Origin of the sequence: Agrobacterium sp. NPDC058088, assembly GCF_042885035.1 — a bacterium.
Classification (GTDB): domain Bacteria; phylum Pseudomonadota; class Alphaproteobacteria; order Rhizobiales; family Rhizobiaceae; genus Agrobacterium.
Map to the genome: position 1 here is coordinate 272,657 of NZ_JBHVSU010000001.1, position 24,724 is coordinate 297,380.

The window sequence follows — 24,724 nt, forward strand, 5'->3', positions numbered from 1 at the left end:
GACCCGCCGGACAGAATAATGGACAGAGACATGGTCATTTCCACCGAAGAAGAACTTGATCTGCTGAAGGACATCGGACGTCTTTGTGCCGTGGCCATGCAGACCATGGCGGACGCGCTGGAACCCGGCATCACCACGGCCGAGCTGGATGCGATCGGTCGCAAGGTTCTGGAAGATAATGGTGCACAGTCTGCTCCGGAGTTCTGCTACAAGTTTCCCGGCGCGACCTGCATCAGCGTCAATGAGGAAGTGGCCCACGGTATTCCGGGACCGCGCATCATCAAGGCGGGCGATCTCGTCAATATCGATGTTTCGGCCGTGAAGAATGGTTTCTTCGGTGACACGGGTTCGTCTTTCGCCGTGCCGCCGGTGAAAAAGGAAATCGAGCGGCTTTGCCGCGATGGCAAACGCGCCATGTGGACGGGCCTCCAGCAGGTGAAAACCGGCCGGCCTTTTGCCGATATCGGCAATGCCATTGGCGCTTTTGCCAAAAAGAACCGCTACACGCTGATTACCAATCTCGCCAGCCACGGCATTGGCCGTTCGTTGCATGAAGAGCCGAAGGAGCTGGCGACGTGGCCGGACAAGGACGAGCGGCGCATCATGCAGGAAGGCATGGTGTTCACTGTCGAGCCGTTTCTTTCGACGGGGGCTTACTGGGCGGAAGACGGCGATGACGATCCGTGGACGCTCTATAGCGATCCGAGCGCGCCGACGGTGCAGTATGAACACACCGTGGTTGCGACCAAGAACGGACCGCTGGTGCTGACGCTCGCGGAGTAAGGGTGGACCGAGGCTACAGGGATCTTCCGTCAAGCACCGATAACGACCGCTTATAACGCTGATCAAAATAACTCGCTTGTCGAGTATCCACCGCGTTGCGATAAGCCAGACATGAGCATCGACAAGCCACTTTCCATCAGACATCTGACCGCACTCGGCCTTGCCGGCGCGCTGATGATGGCCTCCGCCATGGGTTTCGGCCGTTTTTCCTTCACGCCCATCCTGCCCGGCATGATGGCGGATGTCCCGCTTTCGGCGGGGGATGCGGGGATCGTGGCTGCTGGCAACTTCGCCGGATATTTGGCGGGTGCGGTTCTCGCCGCCTCTTCGTGGGGATCGGGACGGGAGCGGCTGGTTGCCCTTTGCGGCCTGTTCTCCACGGCTGCGCTGCTGCTTGCCATGGCCGCCTTCAACTCGGTTGCGGCCTTCACCACCATCCGGTTTCTGGCGGGCGTCGCCAGTGCGATGACCATGATCTTCACCTCGCAGATCGTTATCGGCCACGCCGCAAAAGCTAGCAGGGACAGTGTGCAGTCGCTGCATTATGGCGGAGTTGGCGCCGGTATCGCGATTTCCTCGCTTGCGGTCTATCTGATCGGTGTGGTCTTTGATGGCGGCGGGTCCTCGTGGAGAGAGGAGTGGATTGCCGGTGCCGTCTTTTCCTTCGTTACGTTTCTTCTCGTTTTCCGAGTGCTGCCCGCGGGCCCGCCGCGGCATGCGTCTTCAGCGGCGGAGCCGCCGCTCGTCTGGACCCGGCCACTGTTCCTGACGACGCTGGCTTATGGGCTGTTCGGTTTCGGTTACGTCATCACCGCCACCTTCATTGTGGCGATTGCGCGCATGGCGGCGGCAGGTGCTTTCGTGGAATTCCTGGCCTGGTTCGTTACCGGCTGTGCCGCGGCCGTTTCGCTCTTCATCTGGAAACCGGTTTTGAGGTCACAGGGGCTAAAGCGCGCTTTCGTGATCGTTCTCGCCGTCGAGGCCGTGGGTGTCTTTGCCTCGGTGATGTTGCCGCCGGTGGCTGGTGTGCTGACCGGTGGCCTGCTTCTCGGGCTCACCTTCATGGTCATCACCGCCTATGGCCTGCAGCTTGGCCGGGAATTTGCGGGCCCAAGCCCGCGCCGCGCCTTCGCGCTGATGACGGCTGCCTTTGGCACTGGCCAAATCATCGGGCCGCTCGCCGCCGGCTGGATTGCCGAGGTGACGGGTAGTTTCACCGCACCCAGCATTCTCGCCTCCGCCGTGCTTGTCGTCAGCATTCTTCTGATGCTGCCGGTGCTCAAGCGCGACCGGCGGTCTTGAACGGCGCTTATTTCCAAGGTTTTACGATATCTACCAGCTATCCGCGCCTTACATCTTGTTAAGGTCCAAGCTTCTTCATTGCTGTGCACAAATTTCTGCCCTAGGTTCGGGCCATTAAGTGCTTTGCCAATAATGGCTGATTTCAAACGCGCGTGAGTTCGAAACGTGTTTCATTCCTTCTTTCCCAAACCGAAAATCTTCTTCACGTCGGCCATCATCTGGGCTTTTTTCGCCATTCTTGGATGGTACTTCATCGTTGAAGGACTAGGTCGGTCTTGGGGCTACGTGATGCCTGAACAGGAACCCTACGACCTAAGCTACTTCCTGGTCCCGGCTAACCTGTTCTTTTACGGTTATCTCGCCTTGTGTCTGGCGGCGTTCGGCGGGGTATGGACCGTTATCGCCAAGGATCACCCCTGGAAGTACTGGTCCATCTGGGGATCGTTGCTGATTATCGCGGTGACCTATTTCGGCGTGCAGATTTCCGTCGTGATCAACAATTTCCGTCGGCCTTTCGGCGATCTTCTGCAAAATGCCCTTTCCAAACAGCCGGGTATTGAAGTCTGGGATTTTTACAGCCTCCAGATCGTCTTCGCCAAGATCGCCTTTCTCAGCATGGCCGTTTCGATCCTGACGGATTTCTTCACCAGCCATTATATCTTCCGCTGGCGCACCGCGATGAACGACTTCTACATGTCCAAGTGGGAAAAGCTGCGCCACATCGAAGGTGCTTCCCAGCGCGTCCAGGAAGATACGATGCGGTTCTCCTCGACACTCGAGGCACTGGGCATCACTTTGATCAATTCGGTGATGACCCTTGTCGTTTTCCTGCCCATCCTGTTTGCGCTGTCTTCCTATGTTTCGGAATTGCCGATTATTGGCGAATTGCCGCATGCACTGTTCTGGCTGGCGATCGTCTGGTCCATATTCGGTACGGTGCTTCTGGCAACGGTCGGTATCAAGCTGCCCGGCCTGAACTTCCGCAACCAGCGTGTGGAAGCCGCCTATCGTAAGGAATTGGTATACGGCGAGGACCACGCCGACCGTGCCCAGCCGCCGACAGTGAAGGAGCTCTATTCCAATGTGCGGAAGAACTATTTCCGCATGTACTGGCACTATCTCTATTTCAACGTGGCGCGATATTTCTACATTCAGGCCGATGCGGTATTCCTGCTTCTGATGCTGGTTCCCACCATTGTGGCCGGCAAGATCACCTATGGTATCTACCAGCAAATCGCCACGGCCTTCGGTCAGGTCAGCAATTCGTTCCAGTATCTGGTCAATTCCTGGACCACGATCATCGAGCTGCTGTCTATCCACAAACGTCTTGTGGCCTTCGAGGCCGCGATCGACGACAAGCCCCTGCCGGATATTGACGAGCGCTATCTTCAGCGGGAAGCGGAAGCCGGCGAGCTGGCGGCCAACAAGCCTTGATGGAGAACAAAAAGGCGGCCGATTGGCCGCCTTTTTCATAAGCTGAGAAGATTCAGCCCTCGGTCTTCTGCTTCTTCCGCGCCTCGATCATCGGCATCGCGTCGGCGTAACTCACACAGGCGACATCCTGCCTGCCGCAGACTTCACGCAGCAGCCGTTCATAGGCGTTCCAATAGGCGCCGCCATTCATCTTCACGAAGTGAAAGCCCATCTGCAGCGGGATGCGCTCGCCATTGTACTGTTTGTCGAAGGCGTTGCGGAAGGCGGTATAGGCGCGCTCCTCGAATTCTTTCGCGCGATCCGGCGTTTCGACGCCGATGGAGTGGCGGATGAAGAGATTGTAGTCCATGGCGATGATCGGGCGGTTGCCTGGGCCTTCGGGTATCAGCGGCAGGCCGAAATGCTGGATACCTTCGCGTTCCACCGGCCATTCCGGTCCCTTGGTGATGCTGGTGGCGTCGTAAACGAAGCCGTGCTTTTTCTGCGCGGCGGTCAATGCCGGACCCTGCGACAGATAGGGCGCGCGGAAACCATTGATTTTTTTCACCATGTCCCGCCAGCCTTCGGGCTCCTCGCCCTTTTTGCCGATCATCTGCCAGGCATTTTCCAGCGTGCTGGTGAAGGTGGTGAATTCGCCATCCCATTGTTCGGACGTCCACGCACCACCATCGAAATGGCCGCAGGTGTGGTTGGCGATCTCGTGACCTTCGCGATAGGCCGCCCAGATGTTTCTGAGCCTTGCCTCTACCTCTTCCGGTGACTGGCCGAAGCCGACATTGGAACGGCCAGCCTTCTGGCCAGGTCCCTGATAGGTCTTGGCGCTGGTCTTCCTGTCCATCACCAGCGTGCAGGCGAGGAAATAGGTGAAATGCGCGCCGACCTGCTTGCCCGTCGCCCGGCTTCTTTCCCACAGCATATTGTCGCCAGCGCCGTCGAAGGAGACGATGACGAGCTGCTTCGGCTTCTCAGCCTCTTGCGCAAAAGCGGGAAGGGCGGCGAGAAGCGACAGGGAAAAAGCAGCAAATGGGCGAAACATCAGTCATCCGTCATATGAAACACCGTGGCCTTTTGCGGGTGGAATAAGGCGAAGCTTTGAATAGTCTGGCGTTTTCATGACTTTCAGCCTAATTCCTGTTCTTAACCGCGGTGATCGGGCCGCTTCGTTCCACCGGGGGACCGTGTTCCATGCTTTTTCTCGTACTCTGTCTTGCCTTGTTCCTGCTGACCCATCTTTTGAAGGTGGTTGCACCGCAATTTCGTGCCCGCATGATTGCGACGATGGGGGAGGGGCCTTTCAAGGGCGTTTATTCCCTCGTCAGCCTTATCACGCTTGGCCTCGTCATCTATGCCTTCGGCGAAGCGCGGCAGGAGACGGGCATGCTCTGGTATCCGCCGGTCTGGATGAGCCACATCGCCATCACCCTGATGCTGCTGGCGATGATCTGTCTGGTGGCCAGCCTCATCCCGGCTGGCCATATCGCCACGAAAACGAAACATCCGCTGGTTCTTTCGGTCAAGATCTGGGCGCTTGCGCATCTTCTGGCCAATGGCGAGACCTCTTCGATCCTGCTCTTCGCATCGTTCCTCGCCTGGGGTGTGGTGATGCGGATTTCGCTGAAGCGCCGGGAACGCGCAGGCGAAAAAGTGGTCCGCGACTTCGTTTCAAGCCGCTATGATCTGGTCGCCGTTGTCGGCGGCATCGTTCTCTGGGGCGCTTTCATCCTGAAACTGCACGAATGGTTGATCGGCGTTCAGCCCATCGCCCTGTAGGAAATCGACGTTTCCCCCTTACATATGAGGCAAAATAGGCTAGAAGGCCGACCATGACCCGGTCGGCCGCTTTTTGCTGATCCGGGTAAGCGGCTTGGTATGTCCGCGGACGGATGGATCGGAAACGATCTCCGCGCGGGTAACGGAGAATTTGATGGCAAACGAAAATGATACCTTTATCCGCGAAGTAAACGAGCAGATCCGCTCCGAGCAACTGTCGCGCTTCTGGGGCCGTTACGGTATCGTGGTTGTGGGTGCGGCCATTCTCGTGGTTGTCGGTGCCGCCGGCGCCGGCATCTATGAATATTGGAACAGCAGCCGTGCTTCCAACTCCGGCGACCAGTTCCTGGCGGCGTTGAAGCTCGCTTCCGAAAACAAGACGGATGATGCGCTGAAGGCATTCTCCGATCTCGAAACGTCCGGTCATGGCAATTATCCTGTTCTCGCGAAGTTCCGCGCGGCCACGCTGCTGTCGCAGAAGGGTGATGCGGCCGGCGCGATTGCCGCCTTCACCGCCATCGGCAACGACAGCTCCGCACCGCAGGTCTTCCGCGATACCGCCAAGGTGCGCGCCGCCTGGCTGCTGGTGGATAACGGCACCTACGATCAGGTCGTTGCACTTGCAGAGCCGCTCAGCACTGACGGCCAGACCATGCGGGCGTCGGCCCGTGAGGCCCTGGGTCTCGCGGCCTACAAGGCTGGCGATTTCGTCAAGGCCAAACAATGGTTCGAGCAGATCATCAGCGACACGCAGGCGCCACGCAATGTGACGAACCGCGCGCAGATCATGCTCGACAATATCACCGCTTCGGGCAAAGCTGCTTAAAGCCGCTTTTCCGAGCCAGATCGCCCCGGCATATCTTCGCATTGCCAAAGCGATCCAACTCATTATTTTACGCATGTCCTTTGCCCAAAACAGGTAACGTTTTGGGCAGACGTGCTTTAAGGAACCAGGATCAATGAGCTTCACCGTCGCCATAGTAGGGCGCCCCAATGTCGGCAAGTCCACGCTTTTCAACCGTCTGGTTGGAAAGAAGCTGGCGCTGGTGGACGATACGCCGGGCGTGACCCGTGACCGTCGCCCCGGCGATGCGAAGCTCGTCGATCTGCGTTTCACCATCATTGATACCGCCGGTCTGGAGCAATCCGGACCGGAAACGCTTCAGGGCCGGATGTGGGCGCAGACGGAAGCGGCGATCGACGATGCCGATGTGACGCTTTTCGTGGTTGATGCCAAGGCCGGGCTCACCCCCGCCGACGAGACGCTGGGCGAAATGCTGCGCCGTCGCGGCAAGCCGGTCGTGCTGGTGGCCAATAAATCCGAAGCGCGCGGTTCTGACGCCGGTTTCTACGATGCCTTCACGCTCGGTCTGGGCGATCCCTGCCCGATTTCGGCCGAGCACGGCCAGGGCATGATCGACCTGCGTGACGCCATCGTCGCGGCAATCGGGGAAGACGTGGCCTTCCCGCCAGAAGTCGACGAGGCCGAGACTGACATCGTACTTCCGCGTGCCGAGCCCGGCAGCGAGGACGAGGAAGACGAAGAGCCTGTCTATGACGAGACCAAACCGCTGCGTGTCGCCATTATCGGCCGGCCGAATGCGGGCAAGTCGACGCTCATCAACCGTTTTCTCGGTGAAGACCGGCTTTTGACCGGCCCGGAAGCCGGCATTACGCGCGACAGTATTTCCGTCGAATGGGACTGGCGTGGTCGCACCATCAAGATGTTCGATACGGCCGGCATGCGCCGCAAGGCCAAGGTGACGGAGAAGCTGGAGAAGCTCTCGGTGGCGGATTCGCTGCGCTCCATTCGTTTTGCCGAAACGGTCGTGATCGTGTTCGACAGCACCATCCCGTTTGAGAAGCAGGATTTGCAGCTGGTCGATCTCGTCATCCGCGAAGGCCGCGCTGCCGTGCTCGCCTTCAACAAATGGGATCTGGTCGAAGACCCGCAGGCCTATCTGGCCGATCTGCGCGAAAAGACCGAGCGGCTTCTGCCGCAGGCGCGCGGCATTCGTGCCGTGCCGATCTCCGGCCAGACGGGTTATGGTCTCGACCGGCTGATGCAAAACATCATCGATACCGACAAGATCTGGAACCGCCGTATCTCGACCGCCAAGCTCAACCGCTGGCTGGATGGGCAGACCACGCAACATCCGCCGCCGGCCGTTTCCGGCCGCCGCCTGAAGCTGAAATATATGACGCAGGTCAAGGCCCGCCCGCCGGCCTTCATGATTTCCTGCACCCGCCCGGAAGCCATTCCGGAGAGCTATACGCGTTATCTGGTGAACGGCCTGCGCAAGGATTTCGACATGCCGGGCGTGCCGATCCGCGTCCATTATCGTGGCTCGGACAATCCGTTCGAAAGCAAGGCGAAGAAGCGACGTTGATCGGCCTTCGATTGTCGGGCGCAACGATGCGGCATATTTCTTCTCCCCGCCGGGGAGAAGGTGGCCCGAAGGGTCGGATGAGGGGGCAACGTTGCCGTATCTCACGACCCTTGCCCCCTCATCCCGCTGGCGCGGACTTCTCCCCCTCAGGGAGAAGAAACAGGTGGCACCCGCTCGTTCCAATTCGACGAGACTTCATTGAAGAGTAAAAATCATGCTGATCAAGCAGACCGACTATCAGCGGATCTACCGCGTCATCAACAGCCTGCTCATCGCCCAGAACGCCGATCCCGCTTCGGCCTCGATGTATTTCAGCACTTTCGGCGCCTTCATCCTTCAGCAGCATTACAAGGTGAAGGCCGTGCCGAAGGGCGGGCTTGCGGCCTATAATCTTGGCGGAAAGGTGCTCCTGTTCGCGGATCATCGCGACGACGGTTATGTGACGGGTGCGGGCGAAAATTTCCACTGCTGGATCGAGGCGGACGGCTGGGCGATCGATTTCATGGCGCCGGCCTTTTCGCAGGGTGGGGACGCGCTTTCCGTGCCGGCAAAAATGTTCCAGCGGCCGCTCTCCACCATGGCGGCATCCATTAACGATCTCGGCCAATCCGGCGATTTCTTTTATCGTTCGGAGCCTGAAGCAACAGCCAGGCGCTTTGCCGAATGGCACAAACAGGCGGCGATCGGAGATATGGCAAGTGTCGCCGCGAGCTGGTTCCGCAAGTCGCCGAAACAGATGGCCGCATCTCTCTCGGTGAAGGACCGGGACGGAAAGGAACGGGCCGTGCCGCTGACGGGCCAGTCTCTGGTCGGTGCCTGGTAAACACCATTTATCGAAATAAGGACGGCCAGCGTAATCTCGCGGCAGCCGCCTGACGTCAATCAGCAGCCCGACCCCGTTCTAAAGATAACGGCAGTCGCGTCCTGATCGCCTTGTGACATTCCCGTCATGTTTCGTCCACTGGTCCCGCGGAAAAAAACGGGGATGCCTTGCCTTCAGGCAAGCTGCGAACGGGACAGAAGCGGTAGAGATTTTCCGGCGGCATGGATGACATTGTCGAGGAATTGTTTGGAGGCCTTTTCCCAGCTGTAGCTTTTGGAAAGGGCAAGCGCTGCCTGTGGTGAGCAATGAAGCGCCGCCAGACAGGCATCGCGCAGATTATTGTCCAGAGCGCCAGCAGCCGGGTTGCCGCCGAGAATGTCGATCGGCCCGGTAACGGGGAAGGCGGCGACGGGCACGCCGCTGGCCAGTGCTTCCAGAATGGTGTTGCCGAAGGTGTCCGTCTTGGACGGGAAAACGAAGACATCGGCCTGGGCATAGGCATCGGCCAGCTCCTCACCGGTCTTGATGCCGGTGAAGAGAACATCGGGATATTTTTCCTGCAAGTCGTGGCGGGCAGGGCCATCGCCAATCACGACCTTGGAACCCGGCAAGTCGAGGTCGAGAAATTCCGGCAGGTTCTTCTCCACCGCCACACGTCCCACCGTCATGAAAATCGGCCTCGGCAGATCGAAAGGTAGCTTGGTTTTCGGGCGGGGATGGAACAGCTCGGCGTCGATGCCGCGGCTCCAGCGCTTGAGGTTTCGAACGCCGCGGGCTTCCAGTTCGGTCTCAAGGCTTGGGGTGGCCACCATGCAGGTGTTGCCGCCATTGTGGAACCAGCGCACGAAAGCATAAAGCCAGCTTTCCGGGACAGGAAAACGTGCCGCCACATATTCGGGAAAGCGGGTATGGTAGCTGGTGGAAAATCGCATGCGGTTCTTCACGCACCAGCGCCGCGCCATGAAGCCCAGCGGTCCTTCCGTGGCAATATGCACGAAGGAGGGCTGGCTTTTTTCGATCTCCGCCGCGACGCGGCGATAACCGGCGACCGAGAGGCGGATTTCCGGATAGGTGGGGCAGGGGATGCTGTAAAAGCTCTGCGGCGTGATCATGCGGACATCGACGCCCAGCCGCGCCAGTTCGGTATTGGTGTTCTCGATCGAGCGAACCACGCCGTTGACCTGCGGGTGCCAGGCATCTGTGACAATCGTGATTCTCGTCATGAAACACTGATCCTGCTCATCTGCGCACGGGCGAATCCCCATTGCCCGGCTTCCGCCCGTATATGCGGCGCGCGTGTTACAGGATCATGTCAGGGTCTGTGACGGCTGCAAAACCTTGTTTTTTGGCCGGGCGTGGCGGCTATCCGACGAGCGGGAGCAATTCGGGGCTGATCAGCGCACCGTGGTGGCCGATGACGGTTGCCGCCGCCCTTGCGGCGAAGGTGGCCGCCTCTTCCGGAGAGCTTCCAGTCACACAACGGGCGAGGAAAGCGCCGTTGAAACTGTCACCGGCGCTCGTCGTGTCCACCACATCCACGGCTTTCTCCGCCGGGGCGTGGCTGCGGCTGCCGCCGAAATCGAGTGTTGCGCCCTTGGCGCCGTCCTTCACAACGATGTTTTCAACACCGAGCGAACGATAACGGGCAATGGTCGCTTCCACGGAGGTATCGCCGAAATGGCTGGCTTCGTCATCGAAGCTCGGCATGACAAGCGTTGCGGCGCGGGCGCCATTGGAGATCGTCTCCAGCATGACGTCCTTGTCAGCCCAGAGGCGCGGGCGGATGTTGGGATCGAAGACCACCAGCTTGCCCGCCGCCTTGGCGCGGCGCAGTTCGGCAAGGAATGTATCGACATCATGGGCGGAGGCGAGGATGGCGAGCGTGATACCGGAGAAATAGACCACGTCGGCGCTTTCGACCGTCTTGCGCAGGTGGTCCGCGTCGGCCGCGAGCTGTCTTGCAGCGGCGGCATTGCGCCAGTAGCTGAAGGTGCGTTCGCCATCCTTCAGATTGATGAGGTAGAGGCCGGGCGTGCCGCCCTTGATACGGCGGATTTTTTCCGTGCCGATGCCGGCTTCCGCAATGAAGGCCAGCATGTCTTCCGACAGCGGATCATCGCCAAGAGCGGTGAAATAATCGACAGACCAGTCTTGCGGCATGCAGGCGCGCGCATACCAGGCGGTATTGAACGTGTCGCCGGCAAAACCCTTGCGCAGCAGCCCGTTGCCGGCCTGCGACAATTCCACCATGCATTCGCCAATCGACAGAAACCGTCCGCCCACGCCGTTATCCTCCCGTTTTTTCCAGCCATGCGGCTTACGACGAGTGCGCGCCGCTGACAAGGGCGGTTTTGGCCGTTTGTGCATGTGCGAAGTTCCGGTTTACGCGGAGGCAACGGCTTTATATTCTCTGGCAAGACGCCCACAGGAGATCGCCGATGACGCTGCCCTATGCCCCGGTCCACAAACCTCAAGCACAATCGGACTGGTGGAAGGGAGCGGTGATCTATCAGGTCTATCCGCGCTCGTTTCAGGATACGACCGGCGACGGCTATGGCGATCTTGCCGGGGTGACGAAACGTCTGCCCTATATCGCCTCGCTTGGCGTTGACGGCATCTGGCTCTCGCCCTTTTTCACCTCGCCCATGGCTGATATGGGCTATGATGTTTCCGATTATTGCAATGTCGATCCGATGTTCGGCACGCTTGCCGATTTCGACGCCCTGATGGCCGAGGCGCATCGGCTGGGGCTGAAAGTCATCATCGATCAGGTGATTTCGCACACGTCCGACAAGCATCCCTGGTTCGTTGACAGTCGCGCAAGCCGCATCAACAGCAAGGCGGACTGGTATGTCTGGGCCAATCCCAAGCCGGACGGCACGGCACCGACGAACTGGCTTTCCGTTTTTGGCGGGCCGGCATGGGAGTGGGATGGCGTGCGCAAGCAATATTACATGCACAGCTTCCTCGCCTCACAGCCGGACCTCAATTTCCACAATCCCGAGGTTCAGGATGCGCTTCTCGAAACCGTGCGCTTCTGGCTGGATCGCGGTGTTGACGGTTTCCGGCTCGATACCGTGAACCACTATTTCCACGACAAGCTTCTGCGTGACAACCCGCCGCTTTTCGATGATGACAGTTTTGGTCTGGATGCATCTGACGTCAATCCCTACGGCATGCAGGACCACCTTTACGACAAGACGCGGCCGGAAAACGTGGCTTTCCTCAAACGCTTCCGTGCGCTGCTGGACGAGTATGAAGGCCGCGCCACGGTGGGTGAGGTGGGGGACGGAGCGCGGTCACTGAAGACGGTGGCGGCCTATACATCCGGCAACGACAAGCTCAACATGTGCTACACCTTCGATCTTCTGGGGCCGGATTTCAGCGCAAAACACCTGCGCGGCTCGGTCGAGACCTTCGGAAAGGTGGTGAGGGATGGCTGGGTGTGCTGGGCCTTTTCCAACCATGATGTGGTGCGCCATCTCAGCCGTTTTTCCGAAAGCGTGGAGGAGCAGACACGGGTGGCAAAGCTCGCCATCTGCGTTCTTGCCAGTCTGCGTGGCTCCATATGCCTTTATCAGGGCGAGGAACTGGGGCTGACCGAGGCCGAACTTGCCTTCGAGGATCTGCGCGACCCCTATGGCATCCGTTTCTGGCCTGCCTTCAAGGGGCGCGACGGATGCCGCACGCCGATGGTGTGGGAGACGGGCAAACCGAACTCCGGTTTCTCAAACGCTGAAAAGCCCTGGCTGCCGGTGCCCTATGTCCACGCCATGCAGGCGGCGGATGCCCAGGAGCGCAGGCCGGATTCCATACTGAACCATTACCGGGCGGTTTTGTCCTTCCGCCAAAGCCATGGCGCGCTGCGCGACGGCGATATGCACTTCATCAAGACCAATCTCGATGTGCTGGCCTTCACGCGCCAAAAGGGAGATGAAAAATTGCTGTTCGTTTTCAACCTGACCCGCGAGGCGGTGGAGTTTCCTGTGCCGAAGACCATGCACGTCACGGATATACTGCCGATGCCGGGTTTTGCGCCGCTCTATGATGCTGACATTGTGAAGCTTGAGGGGCTGGATGCGTTTTGCGGGATCGTGGCGTGAGCGGGCGATTTTCCATCGGCAACGCCGCTGACTACCCTGATGCCTGGTGCCTTTTGCGGCACCGCCTCTGGCCGGATACCACACCCTCGGTCCATAGGGCGGAGTTGCAGGGCGTCTGTGAATCCGGTGCTGGATTTGTTGTCCACGATCCGGCTGGACTGGCCATTGGCTTTGCCGAGGTCAGCCTGCGGCGGGATTACGTCAACGGCTGCGATACCTCACCCGTGGCCTTTCTCGAGGGAATTTATGTCGAGGAGGCGTTTCGCGGCCAAGGTGTGGCCGCAGCGCTTGTGGCGGAGGTTACCCGCTGGGCGATCACACAGGGTGTCAGCGAACTTGCCTCCGATGCTGATATTACCAATATTGGCTCCCACCGCATGCATGCGGCGCTGGGATTTGAGGAAACGGAGCGGGTGGTTTATTTCCGCAGAGTATTACGTCCTCGATAGTTGTTGCATAGGCAGCGATTAAAACTTTTCATATTATTTAATATTCGAAATTTTGAATAATATAAAGGATTTAATATTTCAGAATCTCGAATTGAATCAAGTTTAGCGCAAGCTTCTCGCACTAATAGTTTGGTCGTCAATTATTTCATCCGACGCCTTTTGTTGTGCAGGAGTATCTAATGGCTATTTCGTTCAAGGGTCTTGGTCGGTCTGCCAGCGGCAGCTCCCGCTCCCCGCTCACCAAAGCGCAACAATCGGGCCTTCCATCCATCAGAAACACCTTTTCTGCTGGCCAGTCATCTGTTCGGGCTTCCTCTGCGTCCGCCAAATCTGCCCAGGTGTCTAGGTCTTCCCAATCGGCAAGCAGCCCTCAAAGCTCGTTTATCCCGCAAACGTCTTCAACTGACGACATGACGTCGTCTGTTTTTATGCAGACTCTGAAAGCCAAGCTTTCCACATCGGGTGATGACCCTGCGCAATATCTGCGTTCGCGGTCAATGATGGATGCTCTTGGGGGCGGACGCATGAAAGTGTCAGAGCCTACGAAGGGCAAGGCAGTCAATGCGTGGGATCCAAGCCAGAAAAGTGCCAAGCCGGCAGCTGCTACCGATATCGCCAAGACCGATTGGGTCGATTTCCTGAATTCTCACCTCAAACGCAGCGACGACGGAACTTTTTCCAAGTCCAACAATGGAAACTATGTCGATAAAACGACGGGAGCCAATGCTTACTTCGGGAAGGTCGCAGACAGGTATTATTACGTTACCTGGCCGTCGGAAACGAAGACCTGAGAATGTCGTCCGCGCCTCTAAAACGCGGATAACGTTCCGATTCTTTAAGTCGATCAGATCAGCGCAAACCGATCCACATCCACCATGCCCATATCCGAAATCTTCAAATGCGGGATGACGGGCAATGGCAGGAAGGCGACCTGCAGGAAGGGTTCTTCCAGCGTGGTGCCGAGCGCATAGGCTGCTTTTCTGAGTGTATGCAATGTGTCGCGAACGGTTTCATAGGGTTCCAGGCTCATCAGTCCTGCCACGGGCAAAGCGATCTCGCCGGTCACCCTGCCGTCTTCCACAACCACGAAACCACCCTTGATTTCGCCGAGCCGGTTGGCGGCCAGTGCCATGTCGTCCTCATTCACGCCGACGACGCAGATATTGTGGCTGTCATGGCCGACAGTGGAGGCGATCGCGCCCTTCTTCAGGCCGAAGCCCTGAACGAAGCCGTTGGCGTGATTGCCGTTTTTGCCATGGCGTTCGATGACGGCGACCTTGATGATGTCGTTTTCGAGATCGACGGTCGTCTGATTGCCATCCGTCGGCAGCTTGTAGCGCCGATGCTCGGTGATGATCTTGCCGGGAAGCACGCCCATGACGGGGCTTTCACCTTCCGTGACCGGTACGCCGAAATGGGCCGCCAGCACCGGCCTTGCCTTGACGCTGTCGAGGCCGACAGGGGCGACCGGCTTGCGGGTGGCAAACAGGGCGTCATCGACGATACGGCCGCCGGAAAACACCATGCTGGCCTTGCAGTTCTGCAGGCTGTCGATGACCACGAGATCGGCGCGCCAGCCGGGCGCGACAAGACCGCGATCGCGCAGGCCAAAGGCTTTCGCGGCGGAAATCGAGGCAGCGCGATAGATGGCAATTGGTTCCACGCCGCTGGCGATCGCCGTGCGGATCATATAGTCGAGATGGCCCTGTTCGGCGATATCGAGCGGGTTGCGGTCATCCGTGCACAGCGCCAGATAGGGCGAGAGGCGCTCGGTTATGATCGGCATCAGGGCGTACAGGTCTTTCGAGACCGAGCCTTCGCGCACCAGGATATGCATGCCCTTGCGGATTTTCTCCAGCGCCTCCCGCGCGCTCGTGCACTCGTGCTCCGTGCGGATGCCGGCGGCAAGATAACCGTTGAGCGCCGCTCCCGACAGAAGCGGTGCGTGGCCATCGATATGCTGGCCCTTAAAGGCCTCCAGCTTTGCCATGCACACCGGGTCCTTGTGGATGACGCCAGGGAAATTCATGAATTCGGCAAGCCCGATGACTTTCGGGTGATTTCGGAACGGCAGCAGCTTTTCTATCGGCAGATCGGCGCCTGATGTTTCCAGATGGGTAGCGGGCACGCAGGAGGACAGTTGCACGCGGATGTCCATAATGGTTTCCATGGCGCTGTCGAGGAAGAACTGAAGCCCTTCCGTGCCCAGCACATTGGCGATCTCATGGGGGTCACAGATGGCGGTGGTGACGCCATACGGCAGAACGCAGCGGTCGAATTCATGCGGCGTGACCAGTGAGGATTCGATATGGAGATGTGTATCGATGAAGCCGGGAACGACGATTTTTCCGGAAATATCGATTTCCTGCCGACCCTTATAGTCGCCACATGTGCCAACGACAGTATCGCCGCAAATAGCAATGTCCGAAGCAACAAGTTCCCCAGTCACAAGGTCGAAAAATCGACCGCCTTTGAGAACCATATCTGCCGGTTCGCGGCCCGTACCCTGATCGATGCGCGATTCAAGCTGTGACTTCATGGCGTTTTCTCGCCTCCTGGTATTATTCGCATGCGATATTTTCTTTCATTTACATTCTCAGGTTGTTTTTAGGCTTTTTTAGGCATTTTTCCTCCGGTTTTAAATATAGTGATAGTAAAAAATTTTCATATTCGTGCTATCTTATTTAACATGTCGTATATTTAAGCAACGCCTGGAGGGCGTATTGGTGTTTCGAGGGGGAAATCAGTCGTGCCGATGGTCTCACGGGTTGCGGGCCGAGGCTATCATTCCCGGGAAGGAAAACAAAAGAATCTGATGTTAAAACGAATTTCAACGCAGCAGCTGGCTGTTGGCATGTTTATCGAAGCGGTCGAAGGGACGCTGTCGAACCAAAAAATTTCACAGAAGCACCGGTTCCTTTTGCAGCGCGAAGAGGCGGTGCAACAACTGAAGCGATCGGGCGCGGAAAGTATTGTCATCAATACTGCCAAGGGAACGGATGTCGGCTTTTCCATGCACGCCGCCCTGTCAAAACCCGACACATCGCCGGTCGCGGTTGCGGCCGTTACCCAGTCTGTGCGTTCGGCCGCCGATGCAATCGCGGAGACGTTTTCCATTGCCGAGAACGGCGGACCTGTCTCATTCGAGGGGATGACCGAGGCGGCGGACAAGATTGCCGATGCGGTTCAAAACAATCCTGCTGTTTTTATCGGCGTTACCCGTCTGAAATCGAAGGATGAGACGACCTTTGTTCATTCCGTCTCCGTCAGCGGCCTGATGGTCCTGTTCGGCAACTATCTCGGGCTTAACAGGGAGACGGTTAAGCTTCTCGGTGTCAGTGGCCTGCTTCACGATATAGGCAAAGTGGAAATACCGTCTTCGATTCTCAACAAGACGGAGAGCCTTGACGCCCGGGAGCGGGAAATCATCAACATGCACCCTGTCTTCGGCCGCGATATTCTCTCGCGCGACGAGGAGATGCCTGAGATGGTTCTCGATGTGTGTTTCAATCACCATGAGCGGGTCGATGGCGGGGGGTATCCCAGCGGTCGTGTCGGCAGCGAATTGAGCCTTTACGCGCGCCTCGCCGCGATTTGTGACGTTTATGACGCGGTCACGTCGGTCAGGCCCTACAAGAAGCCATGGACGGCGAATGAAGCGCTGACGTGGATGCTGCGCCGGGAAGGGCACTTCGACATGCAACTGCTGAAGAAATTCGCGCTGTGTATCTCCGCCTCGCTGCCGAGGGCTTAACTATCCGAAGATGATCGCCATGTTGAGGCTGTCGATGTGACGCCCATCGATCAGGACGGCGTCGCGTGCGCGGCCTTCATGCACAAAGCCGATCTTTTCGTAAAGCGCAATGGCTCTGGCGTTGTCCGCATGTACGCTTAACTCGACCCGGTGAAGCCCGCACTGACGGGCGGTATCGAGTGTCCGCCGCATCAACCGCGCGCCAAGCCCTTTGTCGCGATAGAAAGGCATAATGCCCATGCCGAGGGTGCCGCAATGGACGCGGGTGTCTCTGCTCTGGCGGCGGATATCGCACCAGCCGACAACGGTGTCATCGGCAATCGCCACGAATTGCGGATGGCCGTTCTCGATCATGTCGAGAACGAAGGCGCGCACCGCTTCGAGCGGCGGCGCCTCCAGAAAGCTCAGATATTTCCGCTCGCGCGACACCGCATCGAGGGCACGGTGAAAGCTTTCAACGTGCTCCGTCCGGATCGGCTCGATGCTGATGGCGTCGGTTGCCGCTATCATGCCGCCTTGGTCTTCGCCTTGCGGGTCAGATGCACCACCACGTTCTCGATCATCCGCATGCCGGCGTCATGGCCGAGCGTCATGATCGATTCCGGATGGAACTGAACGGCAGCAACGGGCTCCTTGGCGTGTTCGATGCCCATGATCGTGCCGTCCTCGCTTTCTGCGGTGATAATGAAATCACGCGGCAGCGTGGTGGGATCGGCGAAGATCGAGTGGTAACGGCCAACGGTCACTTCCTTGCCGAGGCCGGAGAAGACCAGGCCGGGCTCCAGTACGCGAATGCGCGACGGCTTGCCATGCATCGGCACCGCAAGCTGGCGCAACTCGCCGCCGTAGGCTTCCGCCAGAGCCTGGAGGCCAAGGCAGACGCCGAAGATCGGCAGTTCACGCGCGCGGGCGGCCTTGATTGTCGCCTTGCAGTCGAAGTCCGTCGGGTTGCCCGGTCCGGGGGAGAGGACGACGAGATCCGGCTGGAAGCGATCGAAGACTTCGGCCGCGACAGGTGTTCTAACGGTCGAGACCGTTGCACCCGTCTGGCGGAAATAATTCGCCAGCGTGTGCACGAAGCTGTCTTCGTGGTCGACGAGCAGGATTTTGACGCCGGTGCCGACCTTGGCGGCATCACGCTTGGTGGCGGCGGCGTTGGTGCCTTTTGCATCGCGAATGGCAGCGATCATGGCGGAGGCCTTCAGTTCGGTTTCGGCTTCTTCTTCCTGCGGATTGGAATCGTTGAGCAGGGTCGCGCCGGCGCGCACTTCGGCGATGCCGTCCTTGATGCGAATGGTGCGCAGGGTCAGACCGGTATTCATGTCGCCATTGAAGCCGACCATGCCGATCGCGCCACCATACCAGGCGCGCGGGCTCTTTTCATGGCCTTCAATGAAACGCATGGCCCAGAGCTTCGGTGCACCGGTTACCGTGACGGCCCAGGCGTGGCTGAGGAAGCCGTCAAAGGCGTCCATATCGTCTCGCAGGCGGCCTTCGATATGGTCGACCGTGTGGATGAGGCGCGAATACATCTCGATCTGGCGGCGGCCGATGACCTTGACCGAACCGGGTTCGCAGACGCGGCTCTTGTCGTTACGGTCTACATCCGAACACATGGTCAGTTCGGACTCATCCTTCTTCGAGTTGAGCAGCTTCAGAATCTGTTCGCTGTCGGCAATCGGATCGTCGCCGCGCTTGATGGTGCCTGAGATCGGGCAGGTCTCGATGCGGCGGCCGGAGACGCGCACGAACATTTCCGGCGAAGCGCCGACCAGATATTCCTGATGGCCGAGATTGATGAAGAAGGAGTAGGGGGACGGGTTGATCGCCTTCAGGCGGCGGGAAATCGCCGACGGATTGCTTTCGCAGCGTTCCATGAACTTCTGACCGGGAACGACCTCGAACAGATCGCCGCGACGGAAGCTTTCCTTGGCCTTCACGACAAGTTCGGAATATTCGCCGGGACGATGATCGCCCTTGGGCGGGATCGTGTCGGTGGTCTTGAAGGGCTCGGGAGCAATGTCGGAGGACTTGCCGTCTGTCGTCACGCCGTCCTTTTCGAAATCGTAGCGGTCGATCCAGGCCTTGGCGGAATAGTGGTCAACGACGAGAATTTCGTCGGGCAGGTAGAGCACCATGTCGCGCTGATCTTCCGGCCGCGCCAGCGACAGCTTGATGGCGTCGAACTGGAAGGCGAGATCGTAACCGAAGGCGCCGAACAGCCCGATTGCCGAATCCGCGCTCGAATAGAAGAGATCGACGATCGCTCTGAGAGCGGTAAAGACCGTCGGGATTTTCGAGCGTTCTTCTTCAGTGAAGACGCGGTCCGGTTCGTTGACGGTGAGATCAAGACGGCGGCTCGATGAGGCGCCGAGGGTAAGGTCGGGTGTCGCCCTCAGCTTTTCGGTAATGAAATCGAGCAGCACTTCGCCACGGCCATTATAGGCCTCGATCCACATTTTGCGGCCAAAACAGGAAATGCCCAGCGGCGGATCGATGATGGCCGTATCCCAACGGGTGTAACGGCCCGGATATTCATAGTTGGACGAAAAAACCGCGCCGCGATGGGAATCGAGCTTTTCGACATAATTGTCGATGGCGTTGGCATAATCGGCGGGCCGGCGCTTTCGGCTGACCTTTATGCCGCCTTTCGTCTCGTAGGTTTCCGCTCCGTCATCCTGAATGATCGTTACCATTTCTTTCGTACTTCCTGTTGTTCAGGCCCGATGACAGGCGGCAAAATAACAAAAAAGCCGCCTGAAAATTCGGGCGGCTTGGACTTTGTCTGAAGACATGACTGGTCAAGGCCGCAAAAAGCTGCTCCACCACCAGTTAGCAATGTTCATAGACACGATGTTCATGGGAAAATTGTTAGCCTGCGCAATCCGCCTTGGCAAGGGGATTTCGCCGGATGAATGAACCTTAAGGGCCGCCGCCGCGTTGCTTCCCTGCCGAAATGGTCAGGAGTGCCTCGTAAAATGCTTCATCGCCTGTGTCTTCTGGCTGTCAGCCTTGCCTTGATTTCCGCTTCCGAACCGCCTGCGCAGGTGCCGGTGCCACAGCCCAAACCGGGTGAGGGGCAGCCCTCCATCCCCTCGGAAAAGCCATCGGACGAGACGCCGCAAAGCCCGGCGGAAGCGCCGAAACCCGTTCCCAAGCCGCAGCCTGAGGAGAAGCCAGCCGCGAAACCGGATGCGTCTGGAAACCAGCAATCGGATGGCGAAAAGGCACCCGCTGACAAGGGTTCCGATGCCGCCAAGAAGGAAGGCGAAGGCAAGGATGGCGTGGAGCAGCAGAAACCGGCTGTCGAAACAGCGAAACCCGAGGAGAAGCCACCGGAGCCGCCGAAACCGGAAGACCCCGCCGCACTCCAGGCATGTCTTGGCGACTTGAAGGAGATTGGTGCCGAGTTCAAGCAGCTTGAGCCGATCCGCGATACGGAGCAGGGTTGCGGTATCGAGGCGCCTGTCGAGCTTTCCGTGGTCCTGCCTGGCATCAAGCTGGAGCCATCTGGGACCATGCGCTGCGAAACCGCGCTTGCCCTTTCACGCTGGACCAAGGAGATGATGTTGCCGGCTGCCGCTCTGGCTTTGCCGGACAGAAAGGTGACGGCGATCGCCAATGCCTCGACCTATATCTGCCGCAACCGCAACAGTGCGGAAAACGGCAAGATTTCCGAACATGCCAGGGGCAATGCCGTTGATATTTCCACGATCGCTTTCGACAAAGGCGAACCGCTGGTGATGAAACCGCGTGGCGAAGACGGGACGCCAGAAGGTGCCTTCCAGCGCACCATCACCGCCGCCGCCTGCCTGTTCTTCCGCACGGTTCTGTCGCCCGGCAGCGATGCCACCCATCAGGATCATCTGCATCTCGACGTACTGGAACGCAAAGGCGGCTATCTCTATTGTCGCTGAAAAAAAGGGGCGACCCGAAGGCCGCCCCGACTGGGGATGATGATCCCGCCCTGTTTTAGAATTTCTGGGTCAGGGAGATTTTGAAGGTGCGGCCTGCTTCCGTATAGAAATCGACTGGCTGATTGACGGTGCTGACCGAATTCGGGTTCACGTCACGGACGCCAACACCATTCCAATATTTCCTGTCGAACAGGTTGTAGACACCCGCCTGAATGCGCAGGCCCTTGGTCTGTTCCGGCTCCCACCAGCCGCTCAGGTTGAAGACGCCGTAGCCGGGGGCATCGAAGGTGCTGGCCACCCTGTCGTCACGCATGCCGGAGGAGAAGACGCCGGTCAGTTCCGTGCCCCAGACCTCCTGCGCGTAGCCCACGCCGAGGATCGACTTGAAAGGCGCAACCGTGCGGATGAACTCGTTGGTGTCGGTGTCCTTGCCATAGGCGTAGGCAAGCGAAGCATGTGCGAAGAAGCCATTTGCGAGTTCCTTGCGGACCTTGGCTTCGACACCGGAGATTTCAACATTGTTGCGGTTGCGATAGGTGAAGAGCGATCCGTTGCCCCTGCCACCGAAACCGGGGAAGAGCGTGGTCGACGTCGTATATTGCTCGATGAAGTCTTTGTACTTGTTGTGGAACAGCGTCAGGCTTCCGGTGAGGTCGCCGGAGGCGTAGTTCGCGCCGATCTCGAAACCGTTGCTGGTCTCGGGATTGAGGGCGGAGTTACCGACAACAGCGTAACCGGAGCTGACGTTGGAGAAGTTCAGATACAGTTCGTTGATCGTCGGGGCGCGATAGGCCATCGACCATTGGGCGAAGAGCTGAAGCTCCGGCGTCACGTCATAGGTTGCCAGCAGTTTCGGCGAGAAGCGCGAGCCGCTGTTGCCGGTCGGCAGGCCGAAAGTTCTGTAGCCGCTGTTGCTGGAAACCGAACCATCCGGATCGTAATCATAGGAATCGAAGCGCAGGCCGGGTGTCAGGCGGAAGCCGTTGCCGAAAGCGATTTCGTCATCGAGATAGAGGCCAAGGCTCTTGCCGCTGACGTCCGGCATATCGGACTGCGACGAGGAGGTTACTCCGGCCGTGTTGGCGTAGAGTTCCTGGCTGAAATCGGTGGTCATGGCGTTGCCGCCGAAGCGGACGGTGTGCTGCACGCCGCCAAGCTCGAAACCGGATTCAAGGCCGCCGACGATGCCGAATGCGCTGTTGCGCATGCTGTCTTCGCGGATATAGAGCGAATTGTTGGTCAGGCGGTCGCCGGCACCGGATTCCTTGGAAAGACGCGTCCAGTAGAGCGAAAGATTGGCGGCATCAATCACGCCGTCGGTCGAAGGTGCCTCGTATTCGTAGTCGAGCGATACACGATCACGCTCGGTATCCTCATAGCCCCGGTAATCGCCGATGCGGTAGGTGGAACCCGATACGCTGACGCCTTGCAGCGTCTTCATGTCGCTACGGTTTCGCAGCGAATAACGCTCGGCCGTCAGCCCGATGCGGTGGCCACCCTCCAGATCCTGCCGGATCTTGAACATCAGGTTGCTTTCATAGGTGTCGGCAGGGTTGGGCTTCGTGCGGCGTGTGCCGTAAATATCGGCCGTTCCCTTGTTGTCGGTCTCATTACCGCGCTTGTAGGAACCCTGGAACAGGACCGAGGTGTTCTCTATCCTCTTTGCAACGGCGAGCGAACCGCCGACGCTTCTGTCTTCGCTGTCATAGCTGGTTTTGGCAACGCCGCCCCAATCCTTGCCTTCGCTGATTAGGTCTTCCGGCTCAAGCGTGCGCAGCACCAGTGCGCCGCCGAGTGCGCCGGAGCCGATGCGGCTGGAATCGGCACCGCGCACCACGTCGACAGTCGAAAGCGAGGAGAAATCGAAGCTCGAACTCGTATTGCTGAGAGTGGTGGTCGCCTGACTCTGGCGGGCGAAGTTTTCGAAAAAGGGAACGGGGATATTGTCGATCAAGGTCACGACGCGGGCGCCGCCGAGGCCTCGAATGAACAACCCGCCTGGCTTGCCGGGCTTGGAATCCACATAATCGACGCCCGGTTCGGTTGTGTTTCCGAGATCCTTGATGCTGCCAATGTCTTTCTTGCGAATGTCTTCCGCGGTCGTCTGGCTTGCCAGCGGCGTGTCGGCAACGGCATTGGCGCTTTTGACACGCTTGCCCTTCACCACGATCTTTTCGAGCGTGGTCGTGCCGTTTTCCTGCGGAGCGGCATCCTGCGCCTGCGCATGCCCGGTCAGGGGCAGAAGAGACATGGCGGTGCACAGAAGCAGCGCGGAGTGCGAGCGTGAAATGGACATTAAATACCCCCGGTATGCGCGCGAAGAAGCCACGGCGCGCAAAAACGCGCCGCGCTCAAGCGCGGCTGGACATGTTCTGGTGTGTTACGGGCAAGCCGATACGCGAGGACTAAAAAACATGAGGCTAACTGTCAACATAGAATATATGACTTTTTACATCATGTTTTAGGCGCGGAGGGTGTGTTGCAAAAATATGACGTTTGTCGGGCCGTGGCCAAAATGGCGGATCGGCGCCGAAAACGCCGCAGTATGGTCAAAGTCCCGACATTGGCGCTTGCTAGGATATTCGCGGCCAGTTTACATGGTGGAAGAAAAACATGCCCCATACAAAACAGATCATTAATCGGATACGGAAATGAAGTCTCTTGAACTGCTCGTTGAGCGGATCATTCTCTCCAGCCGCTGGCTGCTTGTGGTTTTTTATCTCGGGCTCGTCGCGGCGCTTGCGGTTTATGCCTTCTCCTTCGCGCTGAAATTCCTCAAAGTCGCGAAGAATGTTTTCATCTACGATGAATCGGACATGATCCTTGCCATGCTGGGCCTGATCGATGCGGCGCTGGTGGCCAGCCTGATCGTGATGGTCATGATCTCCGGCTACGAGAATTTCGTCAGCCGTTTCGATGATACGGATGCCGAAGTTTCGTTTCTGGGCAAGCTCGATGCGGGCAGTCTCAAGATCAAGGTTGCGTCTTCGATCGTGGCGATCTCGTCGATCCACCTGCTGCAGATCTTCCTGAACGCCAATCAGTACACGGATAGCAAGCTGATGTGGTTCACCATCATTCATCTGGCTTTTGTCGTCTCGGCGGTCATGCTCGGTTTTCTCGAAAAGCTGATGGCCAAGCCGAAGGACAAATCCGAAAAACCGGCGCTTTAATGCAGTTGGTCCGCTCGTTATGAAGGTCGCCCTCCGTCTGATCCGCTTACGTGTTCCTCGCTCCGGCCAGCCCGGTATGACGACGGTGCGTGAATGGTGAAGACGGAGCGCCAGGCCAGATTATGCCGGGATCTGTCGGGCGCCACCGACAAATCCCAGTGGCTGGAGGCGCTGCAGGAGGTGATGCATGCGTTTGGTTATGCCCATGTGACCCTCTTGAGGTTACCGGGCGGACCGAACGCCTTTGCCTTGCCGGTGGTCGTTGAAAGCACCCTGCCGGTCTGGGTCGTGAATGCGATGAGCAAGGATAGTGCGCTCGGGGACTGCCCCGTCATAAAGCGTGGCGCCTCATCGATGATGCCGCAATATTGGTCGCTGGAAGACCCGGACATCGCCTGTGGGTCGCTGGTGGATGCGATAGAATCGGTGGGCAGCATGGGCATCACCTCCGGTCTCATGGTGCCGGTGAATGGCATGTCCGGAAACCGGCATCTGATGAATTTCGCAGGCGACCGCGATGCCCTGCCGCAGGCATCGCTGAATGAACTATGCATGATCGCGGTACACGCGCTGGAAGCCTATGACCGCCTTTGCCACGTCGGTTCAAGAGGGCCGTCGCCTTTGACGAAACGGGAGCTTGATGTGGTGCGTTGGACGGCGCAGGGGAAAACCTCGGTGGAGATTGCCGAGCTCCTCTCCATCTCGGAGCACACCGTCAATACCTACATGAACAACGCCATGCGCAAGCTCGACTGTGTCAACCGCACGCAGCTGGTGGCCAAAACCATACGTCTGCGGCTGATAGAGTAAGCCGGCCGCAACGGGC

General features: G+C 58.6%; 21 protein-coding genes. 14 read left to right on the plus strand and 7 right to left on the minus strand.

All coding sequences use genetic code 11. The annotated features are described in order from the left end of the window. The first annotated feature begins 30 nt into the window (after positions 1-30). From map to sbmA, 3 genes are all read left to right on the plus strand, one after another. Positions 31-783, plus strand: coding sequence for a type I methionyl aminopeptidase (gene map, locus ACFVTJ_RS01380; protein WP_077981520.1), 753 nt, complete (start codon positions 31-33; stop codon positions 781-783). A 111-nt stretch (positions 784-894) separates the two neighbouring features. Continuing rightward, positions 895-2,085 (plus strand): MFS transporter, encoded by a 1,191-nt coding sequence (locus ACFVTJ_RS01385; protein ID WP_386903976.1) that lies wholly within the window; start codon positions 895-897, stop codon positions 2,083-2,085. 165 nt (positions 2,086-2,250) lie between these two features. Next, entirely contained in the window at positions 2,251-3,519 is a 1,269-nt protein-coding gene (sbmA, locus tag ACFVTJ_RS01390) for a peptide antibiotic transporter SbmA (protein ID WP_386903978.1), read from the plus strand. A gap of 52 nt (positions 3,520-3,571) precedes the next feature. On the opposite strand, the gene ACFVTJ_RS01395 is transcribed toward sbmA, so the two are convergent. Continuing rightward, positions 3,572-4,555, minus strand: a complete 984-nt coding sequence (locus tag ACFVTJ_RS01395; RefSeq protein WP_386903980.1) for a polysaccharide deacetylase — start codon at positions 4,553-4,555, stop codon at positions 3,572-3,574. 149 nt (positions 4,556-4,704) lie between these two features. On the opposite strand from ACFVTJ_RS01395, the gene ACFVTJ_RS01400 reads away from it, so the two are divergent. From ACFVTJ_RS01400 to ACFVTJ_RS01415, 4 genes are all read left to right on the plus strand, one after another. Next, positions 4,705-5,289, plus strand: coding sequence for an NnrU family protein (locus ACFVTJ_RS01400; RefSeq protein ID WP_386903982.1), 585 nt, complete (start codon positions 4,705-4,707; stop codon positions 5,287-5,289). A gap of 154 nt (positions 5,290-5,443) precedes the next feature. After that, positions 5,444-6,115, plus strand: a complete 672-nt coding sequence (locus tag ACFVTJ_RS01405; RefSeq protein ID WP_386903984.1) for a tetratricopeptide repeat protein — start codon at positions 5,444-5,446, stop codon at positions 6,113-6,115. 133 nt (positions 6,116-6,248) lie between these two features. Further along, positions 6,249-7,679 (plus strand): ribosome biogenesis GTPase Der, encoded by a 1,431-nt coding sequence (gene der, locus ACFVTJ_RS01410; RefSeq protein ID WP_386903986.1) that lies wholly within the window; start codon positions 6,249-6,251, stop codon positions 7,677-7,679. 214 nt (positions 7,680-7,893) lie between these two features. Beyond that, positions 7,894-8,502, plus strand: a complete 609-nt coding sequence (locus ACFVTJ_RS01415; RefSeq protein WP_386903988.1) for a DUF2026 family protein — start codon at positions 7,894-7,896, stop codon at positions 8,500-8,502. Positions 8,503-8,675: 173 nt separating this feature from the next. Here ACFVTJ_RS01415 and ACFVTJ_RS01420 read toward each other — a convergent pair whose 3' ends face one another. Together ACFVTJ_RS01420 and ACFVTJ_RS01425 are read right to left on the minus strand one after the other, a co-directional pair. Then, on the minus strand, positions 8,676-9,725 hold the full coding sequence (locus ACFVTJ_RS01420) for a bifunctional monoglucosyl/glucuronosyl diacylglycerol synthase (protein WP_386903990.1): 1,050 nt from the start codon (positions 9,723-9,725) through the stop codon (positions 8,676-8,678). A 139-nt stretch (positions 9,726-9,864) separates the two neighbouring features. Further along, positions 9,865-10,785 (minus strand): sugar kinase, encoded by a 921-nt coding sequence (locus ACFVTJ_RS01425; RefSeq protein WP_386903992.1) that lies wholly within the window; start codon positions 10,783-10,785, stop codon positions 9,865-9,867. Positions 10,786-10,940: 155 nt separating this feature from the next. Between ACFVTJ_RS01425 and ACFVTJ_RS01430 the strand changes: the two genes are divergently transcribed. The 3 genes from ACFVTJ_RS01430 to ACFVTJ_RS01440 all read left to right on the plus strand — a co-directional run bounded on the left by ACFVTJ_RS01430 (position 10,941) and on the right by ACFVTJ_RS01440 (position 13,845). After that, entirely contained in the window at positions 10,941-12,605 is a 1,665-nt protein-coding gene (locus ACFVTJ_RS01430) for an alpha-glucosidase family protein (protein ID WP_386903994.1), read from the plus strand. Beyond that, positions 12,602-13,054 (plus strand): aminoglycoside 6'-N-acetyltransferase, encoded by a 453-nt coding sequence (gene aac(6') / locus ACFVTJ_RS01435; protein ID WP_386903996.1) that lies wholly within the window; start codon positions 12,602-12,604, stop codon positions 13,052-13,054. Before ACFVTJ_RS01430 ends, aac(6') begins: the two co-directional genes overlap by 4 nt. Positions 13,055-13,233: 179 nt before the next feature. Beyond that, entirely contained in the window at positions 13,234-13,845 is a 612-nt protein-coding gene (locus tag ACFVTJ_RS01440; protein WP_386903998.1) for a hypothetical protein, read from the plus strand. A gap of 53 nt (positions 13,846-13,898) precedes the next feature. Here the strand turns inward: ACFVTJ_RS01440 and ade are convergent, their stop codons facing one another. Beyond that, positions 13,899-15,593 carry an adenine deaminase gene (gene ade, locus ACFVTJ_RS01445; RefSeq protein WP_386904000.1) on the minus strand — a complete coding sequence of 565 codons (1,695 nt, stop codon included), beginning with the start codon at positions 15,591-15,593 and terminating at the stop codon, positions 13,899-13,901. Between the two features lie 276 nt (positions 15,594-15,869). Here ade and ACFVTJ_RS01450 point away from each other — a divergent pair, with 276 nt between their 5' ends. After that, positions 15,870-16,808: an HD-GYP domain-containing protein gene (locus ACFVTJ_RS01450; RefSeq protein ID WP_386904001.1), complete on the plus strand. Its 939-nt coding sequence runs from the start codon at positions 15,870-15,872 to the stop codon at positions 16,806-16,808. On the opposite strand, the gene ACFVTJ_RS01455 is transcribed toward ACFVTJ_RS01450, so the two are convergent. Both ACFVTJ_RS01455 and ACFVTJ_RS01460 read right to left on the minus strand, forming a co-directional pair. Next, positions 16,809-17,318 (minus strand): GNAT family N-acetyltransferase, encoded by a 510-nt coding sequence (locus tag ACFVTJ_RS01455; protein WP_386904003.1) that lies wholly within the window; start codon positions 17,316-17,318, stop codon positions 16,809-16,811. It lies immediately after the preceding gene. Then, positions 17,315-19,504: an anthranilate synthase gene (locus tag ACFVTJ_RS01460; protein ID WP_386904005.1), complete on the minus strand. Its 2,190-nt coding sequence runs from the start codon at positions 19,502-19,504 to the stop codon at positions 17,315-17,317. Before ACFVTJ_RS01460 ends, ACFVTJ_RS01455 begins: the two co-directional genes overlap by 4 nt. A gap of 282 nt (positions 19,505-19,786) precedes the next feature. Here ACFVTJ_RS01460 and ACFVTJ_RS01465 point away from each other — a divergent pair, with 282 nt between their 5' ends. After that, positions 19,787-20,725, plus strand: a complete 939-nt coding sequence (locus tag ACFVTJ_RS01465) for an extensin family protein (RefSeq protein ID WP_386904007.1) — start codon at positions 19,787-19,789, stop codon at positions 20,723-20,725. A 55-nt stretch (positions 20,726-20,780) separates the two neighbouring features. Here the strand turns inward: ACFVTJ_RS01465 and ACFVTJ_RS01470 are convergent, their stop codons facing one another. Further along, complete coding sequence (locus tag ACFVTJ_RS01470; RefSeq protein WP_386904009.1) at positions 20,781-23,021, minus strand: TonB-dependent hemoglobin/transferrin/lactoferrin family receptor; 2,241 nt, start codon at positions 23,019-23,021, stop codon at positions 20,781-20,783. Positions 23,022-23,376: 355 nt separating this feature from the next. Here ACFVTJ_RS01470 and ACFVTJ_RS01475 point away from each other — a divergent pair, with 355 nt between their 5' ends. Next, a complete protein-coding gene (locus ACFVTJ_RS01475; protein ID WP_386904011.1) occupies positions 23,377-23,898 on the plus strand; it encodes a TIGR00645 family protein in 522 nt (173 codons plus the stop codon). A gap of 93 nt (positions 23,899-23,991) precedes the next feature. After that, positions 23,992-24,708 carry a helix-turn-helix transcriptional regulator gene (locus ACFVTJ_RS01480; protein WP_386904013.1) on the plus strand — a complete coding sequence of 239 codons (717 nt, stop codon included), beginning with the start codon at positions 23,992-23,994 and terminating at the stop codon, positions 24,706-24,708. Positions 24,709-24,724 lie beyond the last annotated feature (16 nt).